Source organism: Winogradskyella sp. 4-2091, from assembly GCF_045765065.1.
GTDB lineage: Bacteria > Bacteroidota > Bacteroidia > Flavobacteriales > Flavobacteriaceae > Winogradskyella.
In genome coordinates this window covers 145,676-160,389 of record NZ_JBJKOD010000003.1, presented here as the reverse complement: position 1 = coordinate 160,389, position 14,714 = coordinate 145,676, and the positions used below count along the sequence as shown (strand labels likewise).

Sequence of the window (14,714 nt, the reverse complement as noted above, 5' to 3'; positions counted from 1 at the left end):
AATTAATCTTTTTTAGTATCATGGATTTGAAAAACAATTGGTAAAGAATAGCGCACATCAACCGAATTGCCATCTTGTTTTCCTGGCTTAAATTGAGGCAGTAACTTCAAAACTCTTACGGTTTCTTCTTCTAATTTTGGATGTGGACCTTTAGCTACTATGTGATCAACCTCTCCATTTCTACCGATAGTAAAGTAGGTGTATATACGCTTTTTACCACCAGATAAACCCAAAGAATCTGCTATTTGCATATTAAAATTCTGTCCAACATGTTTATTGATGGCTGCTGCAAAACAGCTTTTCTTGTCTTCTTCTAAAGCTATAGCATCACAATCTGGATGCATTGGAGCGATTTCTACCTCACTAAAAGGAATATCTACAGAGCCATCTTTTAAGCTTCTTTCAATCAATTTTTCTTCACGCTTTCTTAAAATTTCTAGATATAAACTATCCATGTTACGATCTAAATTTTGCTCTAATTCTGAGATCTGTTTATTTAGTTGCGTTACAACCGGATTGTTTTCATCTGAGCTTTGTAAAATTCGGTCTCTCTTGGCAACAAGCTCTTTATAGGTTTTGGTTTCTTGAGTGATTTTATCATTGCCTTCCACTTGAAAAACAATAGGTATTGAAAAAGGTACTATAACCGCTTTCCCTTTTTGTTTGCCAGGAATAAACTGTGGCAACGTTGCAATAACACGTTTTGCCTCTACTTCTAATGCTTTACTTGGCCCTCTTGCTTTTATATCCTTTACAATACCATCTTTACCTATTTTAAACTGTACAAAAATGCGCTTTTTACCAGCCGTTAAACTATCTCCAATACTTGTATTAAATTTTTTAGCTATGTGCTTATTTACAAACATATTCATACAGTTTTTTCTATCTGAATTGCTTTCTAAATCTTTACAATCTACTGTCGTTGGTGTTTCATCTACGACTGAAAAAGGCACTTCCATTTCTTCTATTTCTTCCTTATGTGCTATAGGACTTTGGTAATCTTCAATTATAAATGTTGACTGACCATCAGTCATTACTATTTTTTCATAATCTCCTTTTTCTAATTGTTTTAATAAGTCATCTAAAAGCTTTTTTTCCTTTGATGTGTGATTACCTATTTCTTCTACAAATAGTCTTAAAATACCATCATCGGCATTAGCTACCCAACGTTCTTTCGCTTCTTTTGTGTTTTTGAAAGCCTTATAGTCATTATAGGTTTCAAATTTTGACATTCTCATAAGGTCAGTGGTCTCAATGTCCTTTTGCGTTAAGGTGCCTTTATTTGATTTACTTTTTAATATTCCATCAGCTATATATTCCAAATAAGCCTTCAACTTTAAGAATTCAGTTCTTGAACTTAAATATTTCATTTTGTCATAACTACCAAATCCTGCATAATCTGAAATTTCAAAAAATGTTGAGCCTTTTTTCTCCATGGCTACATATTCATCATAATACTTTTTAATTAATTCTGCATCAGTTAATTCTTGAACCTGCTCTTGATTTATTGAGTTAGTTTTCTGTGCTCTAACTTCTGTAGAGGTATAAATCAACATTGCAAATACCATAGGAATTAATACGGCATATTTAATTAAATGAAGTTGTTTAGATTTTGATTTTTGTAACATGGTAATTCGTTTTTTGATTAATGATTTGTTGAAAAAAGTATTGGTAAATGAGACATGATGAACGTCTAATACTTGATTGAGCAAACTGGTATAATATTCTGATTTTCCCGTTTGCTTTACAGCTTTGGCATCTGCAATATATTCGTGTAATTCTTTTATTCTATTTTGGTAGATATACAATAAAGGGTTAAACCAAAAAACGATTCTTAGCAACTCAAAAAATAATAAATCTATGGTATGATATTCTTTAATATGTACCAACTCGTGTTGATAAATGGTAGGTTTTTCGGTTTCAGAAATGTGATCACCTAAAAATATGGTATTGAAAAAAGAAAAGGCCGCACTGCTTTTTATTAAGTTTACGATGAGGATGTTGCCATTCCAACGTTTTGGGTTTTTATGCTTTAACCAATATATTTTCGTGAGTTTTATCAGAAAAATAAAAGCGCTAACTACGATACCAGAAACTACAACGATCTGCCAAATTGGTGTCTGAGGTTGCTCTATAACTATGCCTACTTGTTCTGCAATTTGAATATCATAAGATGTTGGTGTTTTTACACCAATAAATACTTCTGGAAGATGTATTACTACATCTTTAGTGGTCATTGTTTTTAATTCTGGAAACTTCAAAAATGGTAAAACCAATGACAAAATTGAGGTTACAATTAAGTAAGCTCTATTGTAATTAAAAAAGGTTTCTCGCTTAAGAAAAGCATCATAAACTAATAAAAACAACGCCTGAAAAGCGACAATTTGTAGAATAGTATGTAGCATAATTAATTGTTTTTATTAATTTCATTTAATAAAGTTTCAATGTCTTTTATGTCTACATCATTCTTTTTCACAAAAAACGAAACCATACTTTGAAAAGAGCCTTGGAAATAATTATCTACTAACTTATTTATAGATTGATTACTATACGATTCCTTAGCCACCAAAGGAAAGTACACATGACCTTTACCTCGTTTTTCATAATCTACAAAACCTTTACTTTCTAATATTCTTACAATTGTAGAGACTGTATTGTAAGCTGGTTTTGGTTCTGGAAGCGTATCAATAATTGTTTTAACATTTGCCATTTGCAACTGCCATAAGGCTTGCATTATTTCCTCTTCTGCCTTTGTTAACTGCTTCATATTTTGATGTTTATTTTTTTCAAATATAACTAAATATTTAGTTCAAACTAATTTTTTAGTTACAAAACTGTAACTTTGGTCTACTTTTTGCGTCTTACTAATGAATATTATTAATACATTTTTATGGAAATTTTTTTGGTACTTGTTGCACTACTTTTAATCATTTTGGGAATCATTGGTAGCTTTTTACCCATTTTACCAGGACCTCTTACTAGTTGGGCTGGCCTATTAGTACTTCACTTTACAGATGGTGTAGAAATGAGTCAGACCTTTTTAATCGCTACATTAGTGTTTGCCATCTTTATATATATACTAGATTATATTATACCTGCCATTGGCACTAAACGTTTTGGAGGAAGCAAAGCAGGAATGATTGGTACAACTCTAGGTTTAATTATAGGTATCTTATCACCTATACCTTTCGGAATTATAATTGGTCCTTTTATTGGCGCACTTATAGGTGAAATGATTCATAGGAACGATATTGATAAAGCATTAAAAGCAGCTTTTGGATCATTTTTAGGATTCATTGCTTCAACATTTATGAAATTTGTTGTTGCAATTATTTACCTAGGTTTTTTTATCGTGAAGTTATCACAACATAATACAGCTTGGTATTAAATAAATAAAAAAACCTAGCTACATAATTGTAACTAGGTTTAATCTTCTTGCTATTAATTCAACAAATACTTAATGAGGGATCAATTAATTCTTGTTGATGCGGTAAATATATGTAAGTGAATTCTTTTTTTGCTGTGGTAAAACCGCAAACTTGTTGTGGTAAAACCGTACTTTCTTTATTTTACAGTAGTTTCAAGCTTATATTTTTCACTAAAAAACACCACAATTACTATAAATAACCTTTTTCTCGAGCTTCTTTTAACAAAGATTCGTCTTTTCCATCCTCTATTCCAAATAATAATTTGAGGTGTTTTTTTCGCTTTTCGATAGCACTTTTTGAAATACTTATGTACTCAGATAGGTTTTTAGTTTTTATACCTTGAGATAATAAATGTAAAATTTTTCTGTTAATATCGTCTACATATATATCACTAGAAATAGTTTGCTTGAGGTAATTACTAACTGTAGAACTGTAATAAGGAGGTGATTTTATGATTTGCTGAAAACCATCAGCTAATTCCATTGAGGTAAGATCGCTTTTAATTAAAAAGCCATCAGGATCTATTTCTTTAATTATATTATGTATTCTAAAAGTTTCATTAAACATCGTTAGAATTACAATTTTTGCTCTTGGCATTAATTCTTTTGCCAATAAAGCTAAATCTTCTCCGGAGGCATATTTTCCGTCTTTAGATCCAGGAAGACTTATATCAAAAAAACAGACATTATATGGATATTTCTTTGAAGCTCTTTCTATCATTGCAACAGCTTCATCACAATTATTTGCAGTTTCTACGTGTAGTTCTTGATCGTCATGCTTTGTAGCCATTAATACATTTTGGTATCCCTCAATAATGATTGGGTGATCGTCTACCATTAAAATGCTGATGTGATTCATAAGTTATTCTGATTGATTTAAATAGGGAATCTTAACGTTAACTGTTGTACCATTACCAGATTGGGAAGACCAATTGATTTCACCACTAAAATCCTCAACTCGAGACTTCATGTTTTTTAATCCGATACCTTTTTTACTTTTAGTAGTATCAAAGCCCTCGCCATCATCAATGATATCTAAGCAAATTAACTCTTTTTCTAGTGAAATACTAATTTTTATGATATTTGCATTGGCATGTTTATAGATGTTCTGCATGCACTCTTGAATAATTCTATAAATATTTATTTTAGTTTTATTTGGCACCAACTCCCAACTTATAGTGTCAGTATAAATGAATTCTTTTTCTATATTATAGGCTTGTGCCTGGGTGTCAATAAGTTCTGAAACTATATCCATAAAACTAGATCCAGATTCAAAATCTACACTAAGATCGTGAGATATCTTTCTAATATCTTGTTCTATAGTTTGAAGCTGACTTATATATTTTGCCCTAGTCATCATCGCTTCTTTTCCTTCGTTAAAATTTATACTATCTAAACTTAGTCTTACGCCAAAAAGTCCTCCTAAAACACCATCGTGTAATTCTTTAGACACTCTAATTTTTTCTTTAGCACGTGCTTCATCAACTTTATCTTGTTGACCAAGCATTAAATTATAAATATCTTCATTTGCCTTTTGCTGAACTTGAATCAGTTTTAATTTTCTGTTTTTGGCACGCTGAGAAATAAATAGATAAGTTAAAACAGCGGTAACAAATAAACCTAAGGATATAAAGATGAGATATACATTTTCTTGTGAAATTTGCTCGTTTTCTGCTTCTAACTGGTCTGTTTCTAGCTCAATCCTTGCGAATTTGTTTCTAACGTTTCGTTCTACTTGCAATAAGCTATCGCTTACCCTTATATACTCATATAGGTAATTTTTCCCTTCCTCACCTTTATCTAATTTAGAAAGAATTTTCATTGACTCTAAATAAATTTCATTAGACTCTGTTTCTTTAGCTAAATCGTACGCCACTTTTGCATAAATTTTGGCCTTTTTAGTGTCGCCAATACCTTTATAAAATTTAGACATGCTAACAGCTGCACCTGTTCTTGTAATTCTATCATTAATACTATCGGTTATTTTATTGGATTGCTCAAAAAGTGCAATTACATTTTCTTCAGTATAAGAACCTGTTAAGTAAGTTGTATAAGCCAAATTCTCTAGTATTAGAGCATAAAAAGAAGGATCCTCTTGTTGTAAGTCTTTACTCTGCAAAACATCGGCAAAAATATTTTTCGCTTCTTCAAAATACCCTTGTTCTCTTTTGACGAATGCAATGTTATTTAAACTATATATGCCATTGTTAAAATCCTCATCCATACGATTTGCCGTAACTAAGGCTTCTTCATGATACTCTAATGATTTATCATAATTTTTTAATGAACCTGCTATGCTTCCTAAATTAGTATTTAAGATCCATTTTTGATCTAGAATATCGTTAGTTTCCTCTACATTATCTAAAGCTTTAATCGCTCTAACCGTATTTTCCTCAGCTCCATAGTAATCTTTACTTTCAAATTGTAATGCTGATAAGCTACCTAAACTATAAGAAAGTTGTTCATTATCATTTAACCCATCAAAAACTTTAACTGCTGTTGAATAATAATAGTAGGCACTATCATTTAACTGCTGTACATGGTATGAATAACCAAGTGCATAATTTGCATTACCAAGAGAAAGAGAATCGTTTAAAGATTTAGATAGTTTAAGAATCCTATGGTTAGTTTGAATGTACGCGTTTGGATCATTGTCAAAATAGAAACTAAGAATATTTCTATTTGTTATTAAAGAAAGAGAATCATCACTAATTTTCTTTGCAAGAGAATTAGCCTTTTTCGCAAAAGTGAACCTACCCTCTTCTGAAATATTTTTGTTTTTAGAATTTCTTATTAATTCAAAAACACTATCTGATAAGGTTTTATTAGCTGTTGTTTGAGCGCTACTATACGTAACGAAAAACAATAATAGTAGAATCATTAAAACACTTAATCTCAATATCCGGATTTTAATATGTCTCTCAAAGTTAAAATAAAATATTTTCTTTTTCTACTAAACTAAAAATAACAAACAAAAAAAGTCCTCATCATAATGATGAGGACTTTTTATTCCATATTATATTTACTAATTAACCATTGTTTGGCTTCTTTAGCTTTGTTTTTACGTGAGCTAATAATTCAATCTTAGTTGGTTGCTTAATTTCATCGTTCTCAGCAGTTGTAGCAACAACACCATCAGATTGCACTCCAGATACAGTTAATAATAAAACAGCAGCTAAAGCAAAAGTAATTTTAAGGGTTTTCATAAGTATTTAATTTAGGGTTAACGTTTATTCAATTTCAAAATTTGTAACGCAAAGCGATACATAGAGGGAAGGGAATGGATTATTAACTGCTCTAGGCAATACCTAAAACTATACTAAATTAAAAACGAGGGAAGTTTTCTAGACAAGTTAATGCCTAACTAGTAAAATGGACTAAACTTTTCCTTTATAAGCGATTTGAGGTCTTAAGAAGGACGACAAAGATAGAAGTATTTTTATAATATCCTAATAAATCATCGATAAACAACGTTTTTATAACGACAAAAAACAAACAACAAACCTGCAAAGCGCTGATTAATAGATGATTAAGTCATGCTTAAAAATTAAGACGAATTGAGATAAATAAGCTAAAAACTATAGAAAATAAAAAAGGACTACAATTTCTTGTAATCCAATTTTCCCTAACGATTAATAGCACTTATAAGACACTCAGATATAAAAGGCGTCACATGTTATAAGTTATAAAAAGTAATCATTCATACAATTTCTATTAAACATTTTGAAAATCAGTGTTTTAAAAATTTAATTTTTTACAATTATTTTTAGAATTAATTCATAACAAGTAACTAGACCCCTTAATTCTACCAAATAATTGTAAAAAATGAATAGAGATAAGAGTTTGTTAAAGATCTAGCAGCGTGAAACTCCAATTTCCTTTAATATACTGCCCATTATTTCCTCTTATAATTCCTACTTGAAAATCTCTCTTGGTTCTAAAAAGATAACCAATGGCTGTAAAATAATGGTCTTGATCGCCATCATCTACCAACTCTTGTGTAAGTTGAATGGTATAGTCATTGTGTAGAACCAAACCTCGTGGTAATTCCACCTTATACATATTACCATCATAAACATCTCTAGTGTTTATTGTAATTCCAGGAGTTGAACTATAAATAGTTCCATCAGACTTAACATTACCTACTGCGATTATTCTTGCCATGATATTCTTGAATTAATTGGTTACACCAGATAAAATTACAACCAAAATATCATAAAAGATATACGTAGAACTACGTATTTTTAGAACTAACTTGTTGATTTTTAGACATATTAACAGAAATAGACTTGCTAAAAAACAAAAAAGCATCCCAATCTTCTTATTCAGAAAGAAAGGAAAGCTTCTCATTGGAATACCAAATTACTTTGGTAAACTACTTCTCAGATTCCTCTGAGAACAACACAACATCGTTATATTGCTTAAAAAAAGCCTCAATTTCTTGAAGCTTTATTTTGCAATTTTAGCGGTCTGGACGGGACTCGAACCCGCGACCTTCGCCGTGACAGGGCGACATTCTAACCAACTGAACTACCAGACCGTTGCTTAATTGCGAGTGCAAATATACACTGCATTTTTAATTTGACAAATAAAAAACTGAAAAAATAAAAATTGATTCTACATTATAATCCCCTTTTAAACTAAAACACTAATAATTAGCACTTTAATAAAAGTCATTTTCCTTTCATATTCTGTATTATATCACAATAAGTGAGCAAATTGAGATAAATCATAATACTAAATTGGTTAGCTAAACGAATTTTTGACGTTCTATCATATATGTAGTAAGTATGTTATCAAAACCTGCATTTATATCGGCTTCTACATACTTTATGCGGTATTGTCCACACTTAATCTTTAAGTCTGTAAAGTATTCTTTTACAGCTTTTTCATAATTTATTTTTACGTTATCTGCGTATAAATTTATATAATCACCTGTTTCTACGTCAATAAAACGCTTTGGCCTATTATCAAAATCAAAGGCTACTTCTTTTTCATTATCATACACATGAAATAATACGACTTCATGCTTATTATGTTTTAAATGCCTTAAGGCTTCAAACAGTTTCTCATCATCCTCGGATGTTTGAAACATATCCGTAAATATAAATATCAACGATCTTCGGTGCATTTTTTCAGCAATCTGATGCAAGTATCTATATGTTTCGGTCGTTTTTGTATCAGGCTTAGACTTTACAGCATCGTCTAATTTATGCATTAACATCTGGTGATGACGTTCACTCCCTTTTTCTGGAGAATAAAAATCATACTTATCACTATATATACTTAAGCCAACTGCATCGCGTTGTTTTTTTAAAATATGCATTAGCGATGCACTCGCTAAGGCTGAAAATGCAATTTTATTAAGGTTTTCAATTGTGGCACCAGCAGATTCCGGATAGTGCATTGAACTACTATTATCTAAAATAATGTGGCAACGCAAATTTGTTTCCTCATCGTAGCGTTTGGTGTATAATCGATCGGTTCTTGCGTATAATTTCCAATCAATATGTTTTGTGCTTTCTCCTGGATTGTAAACCTTATGCTCAGCAAACTCCGCAGAGAATCCATGAAACGGACTTTTATGCATACCAGCAATGAAGCCTTCTACAACTTGCTTTGCCAATAATTCTAGGTTTTTAAAACCTCCTGTTTTGTTGAGTTCTTGTTGTAAATCCATTCGTTACCGAAACTAAAAAAGGTTCACCATATAGGCAAACCTTTTATCATTTCTTTTAGAAACTTATTTTAATTTCAGACTATAATAATGCGTCAATTGCGTCTGAATATGCATTTTTAGGTGCAACACCAACTTGGCGACCAACAACTTCTCCGTTTTGAAAAATTAAAACCGTTGGTATGTTTCTTACACCATATTTTGCTGCAAATTCTTGGTTAGCATCTACATCTACTTTACCAACTACAGCTTTACCATCGTATTCTGTACTGATCTCATCAATGATTGGTCCTACCATACGACATGGTCCACACCAAGCAGCCCAGAAATCAACCATTACTGGCTTCTCACTTTTTAAAACTGTTTCTTCAAAATTTGCATCTGTTATTTCTAATGCCATAATATTTATTTTTTATAATATTCTACTTCGTTTTTTTACCATTGCTCTACCAATGGAACTACAAAATTAGTCAAAATATTTGTCAAACCTTACAATGGCTGTATAGGATTTGACTATACATGTATTTTCTAGGCTTATCAAATTTAAACATACTTTCTAAATTTAATCATAGATGTCAATTAAACAATTAGGAAGCATCTTATGTAATCAACAAGTATAATTCTTTAAATCTACTCGATAGATGATTAATTTTCACAATTTAAACGTAACCATCACATTACTACCTGAAAATGTTCATTTAAGCACTCAAATATTTATATATATTTGTTGCATAAGAAACAAATTGACCACCTACTTATGAAAAACACAATTACTCTAATTTTTATTATTTTCACTTATACTTTTGCATTTTCTCAAAGTGCAAATCTAGACAGAGAATACTTCAATGTATCTTATGTAAAACTCCCTACACATCCTATTTTAGATGATCTCAAAAGAACTTTCTCAACGAATAAAAGAGCAATTGCGTTATCTGGCTTTTCTAGAGTAAATGAAAACGGAACATTAGATATCAACTACCGTTTTAATGGCACAAACGTTGGAGAAGTTGAAATAAAAAAGACCAAACACGAAAAAAAAGACGATGATGGTAACGTTATTTCTACTACCTATTCTTACAAAGTACACGTTACTTACACTTCATCTGCCAGCATTTCTGTTAGTAATTCAGAAAATATTGAAAATGATTATCAAAATGATTTTTCCGAAAAAGATAATTATCAAAGTAAAAAGTTTTCAACCTATAAAGCCGCGCAAAACTATTACAATAACAATCGTAGTAATTTGAGAAACACCCATAATTCTCAACACCAAAAACTTATACTCAATACAATTAATAGTAATTTAAATAATATTTATGGTTATCAAATTATAAATAAAAAAAGTGAACATTTCTGGATTTTAGGCAAAAAGAAACATCCAGAATATGGTAAGCACATGGAAGCTTTTGAATCGATGAAAGCAGCTTTCTCTAAAATGAGATCTGACGAATCTGTAGACAACTTAAAAAACGAATTAGCACCTATTATAGACTACTTTAATAGTTTAGTACCTAAATATACTGGCACCAAAAAGAAAGAGGTAAAAATGAGATATGCCAGTTATTATAACATTGCTAAAATGTATTACTATTTAGACATGCCAGAAGATACCAAACTGTATGCTCAAAAATTAATTGATAATGACTACGATAAATCTGATGGTAAATATTTAATTCGTATAGCAAATGAATTAATAGAACGATTTAATGCCAACCAAACTAATACAAGACACTTTGATGTACTTACTGAAGACTTAAGTAATATAGTGGCAGAACCAATTGTAGAACAACCTGAAAACAGCTCTACATTAAGCTTAGAATTAATTAAAGCCTACATCGTCACTAAAACTAGCGATACCACTCTAGTAGAAATGGACACTAAAGACATTAAGAATATTGCCTATAAAATTAATACGGTAAGATATGCTGATAATGGCACACCAATTGGAACTGAAATAAGAAGCGCCAAAGAATTAAATGAGGTCTTGTTTATCGATGGTACACATTATAAAAATATAAATTTTGAAGAGACAACAGGAAACCAAGATCCTCTCAATACTACACAAGAAAAACTTTGTAAAGTATTAGTTGAGTCTGATAAAATAAATCTATATCTTTTTTATAATGAAGAACCTGTAATTGTATTACCAGATAGTGAAACCGGAACATCTACGTTATCAAAATCTTATATTTTTAGCTTTACCAAGAACCTTGAGAGATTGGCTAAAGGAAACGCCGAATTGATTAAAAAAGTAAATAACAAAGTTTTTAAAAACAATGCCGAAGACTTAATCAAATTCTGCCAAGAATTAGCTTTTACCAAATAGTTCAATTATTATTTTATTACGACAAAGTAATCTAGGCTAAGCATCTATAGATACTTTTCAACTTTAATTAAAACTAATTCAGCTATTTTACTTTTGGGCTCATTTCAGGAGTCGGGTAATGCAATGTATCTTTTTTATTCATGTACAGATGTAAAAAAATGTTGCCAACAGACTTTAAATAAAACAACACTACTATATTAATTGACTATTATATACCATGTTTAGATAAAAATTCTAAAATAAGTTTGGCGATATCTCGAGTCTTTTCCTCTGCAGCAAAATGACCGGCATCTAGCAAGTGTATTTCGGCATCTGGCACATCTCTTAAATAAGCTTCCGCTCCTTTATAATTGAATTTCAAATCCTTTTTCCCCCAAGCAATTAAGATTTTAGGCTGATGGGTTTTCAACATCTTTTGCCATTTTGGGTAACGGATTAAGTTGGTATTATAATCCTGAAACAGCTGCACCTGAATTTCTCTATCTTTCTCAGAACTCAGAAATGCCAAATCGTGTGTCCATGCATCCGGACTTTGTATATTGATATTCGTACTGTCTAAATCAAATAAGTATTGCTTGTTAATTATAGCCTCCTTTCCTGTTAAACTGTATAAGAAATCGTGCTTCACTTGTGAGCTATCGGTTTGTGCGGTTCTAAAAAAAACCTGTCGCTGTGGTGTTAAACCATCTAAATAGGCATTGGCATTCTGTACAATTAAGGCTTCTATGCGTTTGGGATTTTTCATCATCATTCTATAACCTACAGGAGCACCAAAATCTTGCATATACATTACGTACGTGTCAATTTGTAAGGTGTCGATTAATTTTTGGGTATAATCGGCTAATAAATCAAACGTATAGGTCGTTGTGGTCGGATCTAAATGCGTACTATAACCCGAACCCAAATTATCGGGTGCAATCACATAATAATGTGTTGCTAACATTGGAATAAGGTTTCTATATGAATGCGACGAGGACGGATAACCATGTAATAATACGATGGTTGGATTGCTCTTATCGCCTGCCGCTCTATAAAATAATTTTACGCCATCGATGTCTACATTATTATAGGTGGTTGCAGGTGGTAAAAAATAGTGTTTTTCAGTTGTTTTAGTAGTCGTCTCACAACCATAAAAATTTAAACAAACCGTAATAAGTATTAATAAATGTTTCATTCTTAAATTCTATTTCATTTGAGCGTTCATAAAAGATCTAATCTTTTCAATAATTGCATCCCCTTCTTCTTCTAATGCAAAATGGCCTGTATCATATATATTATAATCAATATCTTCTACGTCTTTCTTAAAGGCTTTAGCACCACTTTCAGGAAAAAACGCATCATTTTTGCCCCAAACAATTAGTAATGGCGGTTGGTGATCTCTTAAATATTGTTGCCACTTGGGATACAATTTTACGTTATTCTGATAATCGTAAAACAAATCTAAATTTACAGCATGTGCATTGGGTCTAGACAATCTCAAGTAATCTAAGTTATAAGCATCAGGATCTACAGTCTCAATATCTCTTACACCATGTGTGTATTGCCATTTTAAACCTTCTAAAGAAAAAGCAGATAACAGGGCGTCTTCATTAGCTTTAGTTCTGTCTTTCCAAAGTGCTCTAATACCAGCCCAAGCTTCTCCTAAACCTTCCTCATAAGCATTACCATTTTGATTAATTATAGCCGTAATACGCTCGGGATGGTCAGTCGCTAAACGAAATCCAATTGGCGCGCCATAATCTTGAATCATTATCGCATAAGAATTCACATGTAACTGCTCCAAAAAGGCATCGATTGTTTCAGCTATATGATCAAAAGTATACTTAAAAGTATTAGCATCGGGAAAATCACTATTACCAAAACCAGGATAGTCCGGTGCTATTAAGTGATACGCATCAGAAAGTTGTGCCAATACTTTACGGTATTGATAAGAGGATGCCGGAAAACCATGTAATAACACAATGGTTGGGTTTTTAGGATTACCAGCTTCTCTATAAGCGATAGTGACACCATTAACCTCTAATGATTTGTATTTTACAGGTGCTGTTTTGCTAGTTTCTATTGTTGTTGAACCTTGAGACAAAGAATTCTCTTTTACAACGTCTTGGTCATTACACGAGACAAACAGTAACAATAGACTCCCTATTAATAAGAACTTTTTCATAGTTAAATTTTATTTAATGCATCAAGATTTTGTGACACTTGTAATACAGAAAAGCCATAACCAAAGCAACTGTAGTTATGGCTCTTTACTTATAATTTTTAGTTTTTAGTTTCTTCCAGCCATAACACCACCATCGGTATCCCAAATAGCACCTGTTACCCAAGCGGCTTTATCTGATAATAAAAAGACAATGCTATGCGCAATATCCTCAGACTCTCCAAAACGACCTATAGGATGAAAACCGTTAAAGCCAACTAAAGCTTCTTTAGCTGCTGCTTCACCACCAAAAACGCCATGATAAACTGGTGTGTTTACTAAAGCTGGAGACACCGCATTAACACGAATGTTATCCTCGGCCAACTCCATCGCTAAATGCTGTGTTAGAGAATGTAAACCTGCTTTTTGCATAGAATATGCAGATGACGGCGTCGCTTTTACCGCTTGTTTTGCCCACATGGATCCTACATTAACGATAGATCCACCTTTGGTGGCTTTCATTTTTTTAGCCGCACTTTGGGTTAAGAAGAAAAAACCTCTGTTTAAATCTAAATACGAATTGTAATCTTCCATCGTATGATCTAAGAATGGCTTAGGGCCAAAAATTCCCGATGCGTTTACTAAGTAGTCTAAATTATCTAAGCCATCTATTTCAGCCACTAAAGCATCGACGTCTGTGGTATTAGAAATATTGGCCGTATGTTTTACCAGGTTTGGTGCATCAGCCACTTTTGCTGTATTTCTACCTACAATATGTACAGTTGCTCCTCCTTCTAAAAGTGCATTTGTCGTTGCTGCACCTATTCCACTTGTTCCGCCTATAACTAAGGCAACTTTGTTTTCAAATTCTTTCATTTTATTTTTTTATTTAAGTGTTAAAATTAGACAGACAAGTCTGTCTTTGTTTGTGTAAATTTTTTTAGGTTATTATTTTTTCACATAAATTTTTAGACTCCACAATAGGCCAGTCTTCTTGATGTAGGTGGCTCTCTCCTACTGCACTTTCGTACAGTAAATAAATTTGCCTAGCTAGAGAATTGACTTGCGCGCTTTTAACGGTTTCTAAATTATTCGTAATCAGTTTAGCAATAAGTACTATAAAATCGTTTTTTTGAGATTGAAT

Annotated in this window: 13 protein-coding genes, 1 tRNA gene and 1 pseudogene; 2 read left to right on the top strand and 13 right to left on the bottom strand. The window is 31.8% G+C overall.

The features are described from left to right. Nucleotides 1–2 precede the first annotated feature (2 nt). On the bottom strand, nt 3–2,405 hold the full coding sequence (locus ACJBCC_RS05305) for an energy transducer TonB (RefSeq protein WP_407556573.1): 2,403 nt from the start codon (nt 2,403–2,405) through the stop codon (nt 3–5). A 2-nt stretch (nt 2,406–2,407) separates the two neighbouring features. Then, nucleotides 2,408–2,767, bottom strand: a complete 360-nt coding sequence (locus tag ACJBCC_RS05300; RefSeq protein ID WP_407556572.1) for a BlaI/MecI/CopY family transcriptional regulator — start codon at nt 2,765–2,767, stop codon at nt 2,408–2,410. A 123-nt stretch (nt 2,768–2,890) separates the two neighbouring features. Here ACJBCC_RS05300 and ACJBCC_RS05295 point away from each other — a divergent pair, with 123 nt between their 5' ends. After that, entirely contained in the window at nt 2,891–3,388 is a 498-nt protein-coding gene (locus ACJBCC_RS05295; protein ID WP_407556571.1) for a DUF456 domain-containing protein, read from the top strand. Between the two features lie 229 nt (nt 3,389–3,617). Here the strand turns inward: ACJBCC_RS05295 and ACJBCC_RS05290 are convergent, their stop codons facing one another. From ACJBCC_RS05290 to trxA, 7 genes are all read right to left on the bottom strand, one after another. After that, entirely contained in the window at nt 3,618–4,286 is a 669-nt protein-coding gene (locus tag ACJBCC_RS05290) for a response regulator (RefSeq protein WP_299102231.1), read from the bottom strand. Nucleotides 4,287–4,289: 3 nt separating this feature from the next. Beyond that, entirely contained in the window at nt 4,290–6,308 is a 2,019-nt protein-coding gene (locus ACJBCC_RS05285; protein ID WP_299102232.1) for a tetratricopeptide repeat-containing sensor histidine kinase, read from the bottom strand. A gap of 148 nt (nt 6,309–6,456) precedes the next feature. Beyond that, nucleotides 6,457–6,633 carry a hypothetical protein gene (locus ACJBCC_RS05280; protein ID WP_299102233.1) on the bottom strand — a complete coding sequence of 59 codons (177 nt, stop codon included), beginning with the start codon at nt 6,631–6,633 and terminating at the stop codon, nt 6,457–6,459. Nucleotides 6,634–7,273: 640 nt separating this feature from the next. After that, nucleotides 7,274–7,591, bottom strand: coding sequence for a hypothetical protein (locus ACJBCC_RS05275; RefSeq protein WP_299102234.1), 318 nt, complete (start codon nt 7,589–7,591; stop codon nt 7,274–7,276). Between the two features lie 302 nt (nt 7,592–7,893). Continuing rightward, a tRNA-Asp gene (locus tag ACJBCC_RS05270) sits at nt 7,894–7,967 on the bottom strand. Between the two features lie 210 nt (nt 7,968–8,177). Next, entirely contained in the window at nt 8,178–9,107 is a 930-nt protein-coding gene (locus ACJBCC_RS05265) for a DUF58 domain-containing protein (RefSeq protein ID WP_299102235.1), read from the bottom strand. Between the two features lie 79 nt (nt 9,108–9,186). After that, a complete protein-coding gene (gene trxA, locus ACJBCC_RS05260; RefSeq protein ID WP_179004445.1) occupies nt 9,187–9,504 on the bottom strand; it encodes a thioredoxin in 318 nt (105 codons plus the stop codon). A 357-nt stretch (nt 9,505–9,861) separates the two neighbouring features. On the opposite strand from trxA, the gene ACJBCC_RS05255 reads away from it, so the two are divergent. Further along, entirely contained in the window at nt 9,862–11,430 is a 1,569-nt protein-coding gene (locus ACJBCC_RS05255; RefSeq protein WP_299102236.1) for a hypothetical protein, read from the top strand. A 208-nt stretch (nt 11,431–11,638) separates the two neighbouring features. Here ACJBCC_RS05255 and ACJBCC_RS05250 read toward each other — a convergent pair whose 3' ends face one another. From ACJBCC_RS05250 to ACJBCC_RS05235, 4 genes and pseudogenes are all read right to left on the bottom strand, one after another. Further along, entirely contained in the window at nt 11,639–12,604 is a 966-nt protein-coding gene (locus ACJBCC_RS05250; RefSeq protein WP_299102237.1) for an alpha/beta fold hydrolase, read from the bottom strand. 9 nt (nt 12,605–12,613) lie between these two features. Beyond that, nucleotides 12,614–13,594, bottom strand: a complete 981-nt coding sequence (locus ACJBCC_RS05245) for an alpha/beta fold hydrolase (RefSeq protein ID WP_299102238.1) — start codon at nt 13,592–13,594, stop codon at nt 12,614–12,616. 105 nt (nt 13,595–13,699) lie between these two features. Further along, on the bottom strand, nt 13,700–14,446 hold the full coding sequence (locus tag ACJBCC_RS05240; protein WP_299102239.1) for an SDR family NAD(P)-dependent oxidoreductase: 747 nt from the start codon (nt 14,444–14,446) through the stop codon (nt 13,700–13,702). 64 nt (nt 14,447–14,510) lie between these two features. Continuing rightward, nucleotides 14,511–14,714, bottom strand: a pseudogene (locus tag ACJBCC_RS05235) (TetR/AcrR family transcriptional regulator); the annotation flags it as partial.

Coding starts and splice junctions, on each gene's coding strand:
- ACJBCC_RS05305 (WP_407556573.1), bottom strand. CDS start 2,405: ATGCTACATACTATTCTACAAATTGTCGCTTTTCAGGCGTTGTTTTTA.
- ACJBCC_RS05300 (WP_407556572.1), bottom strand. CDS start 2,767: ATGAAGCAGTTAACAAAGGCAGAAGAGGAAATAATGCAAGCCTTATGG.
- ACJBCC_RS05295 (WP_407556571.1), top strand. CDS start 2,891: ATGGAAATTTTTTTGGTACTTGTTGCACTACTTTTAATCATTTTGGGA.
- ACJBCC_RS05290 (WP_299102231.1), bottom strand. CDS start 4,286: ATGAATCACATCAGCATTTTAATGGTAGACGATCACCCAATCATTATT.
- ACJBCC_RS05285 (WP_299102232.1), bottom strand. CDS start 6,308: ATGATTCTACTATTATTGTTTTTCGTTACGTATAGTAGCGCTCAAACA.
- ACJBCC_RS05280 (WP_299102233.1), bottom strand. CDS start 6,633: ATGAAAACCCTTAAAATTACTTTTGCTTTAGCTGCTGTTTTATTATTA.
- ACJBCC_RS05275 (WP_299102234.1), bottom strand. CDS start 7,591: ATGGCAAGAATAATCGCAGTAGGTAATGTTAAGTCTGATGGAACTATT.
- ACJBCC_RS05265 (WP_299102235.1), bottom strand. CDS start 9,107: ATGGATTTACAACAAGAACTCAACAAAACAGGAGGTTTTAAAAACCTA.
- trxA (WP_179004445.1), bottom strand. CDS start 9,504: ATGGCATTAGAAATAACAGATGCAAATTTTGAAGAAACAGTTTTAAAA.
- ACJBCC_RS05255 (WP_299102236.1), top strand. CDS start 9,862: ATGAAAAACACAATTACTCTAATTTTTATTATTTTCACTTATACTTTT.
- ACJBCC_RS05250 (WP_299102237.1), bottom strand. CDS start 12,604: ATGAAACATTTATTAATACTTATTACGGTTTGTTTAAATTTTTATGGT.
- ACJBCC_RS05245 (WP_299102238.1), bottom strand. CDS start 13,594: ATGAAAAAGTTCTTATTAATAGGGAGTCTATTGTTACTGTTTGTCTCG.
- ACJBCC_RS05240 (WP_299102239.1), bottom strand. CDS start 14,446: ATGAAAGAATTTGAAAACAAAGTTGCCTTAGTTATAGGCGGAACAAGT.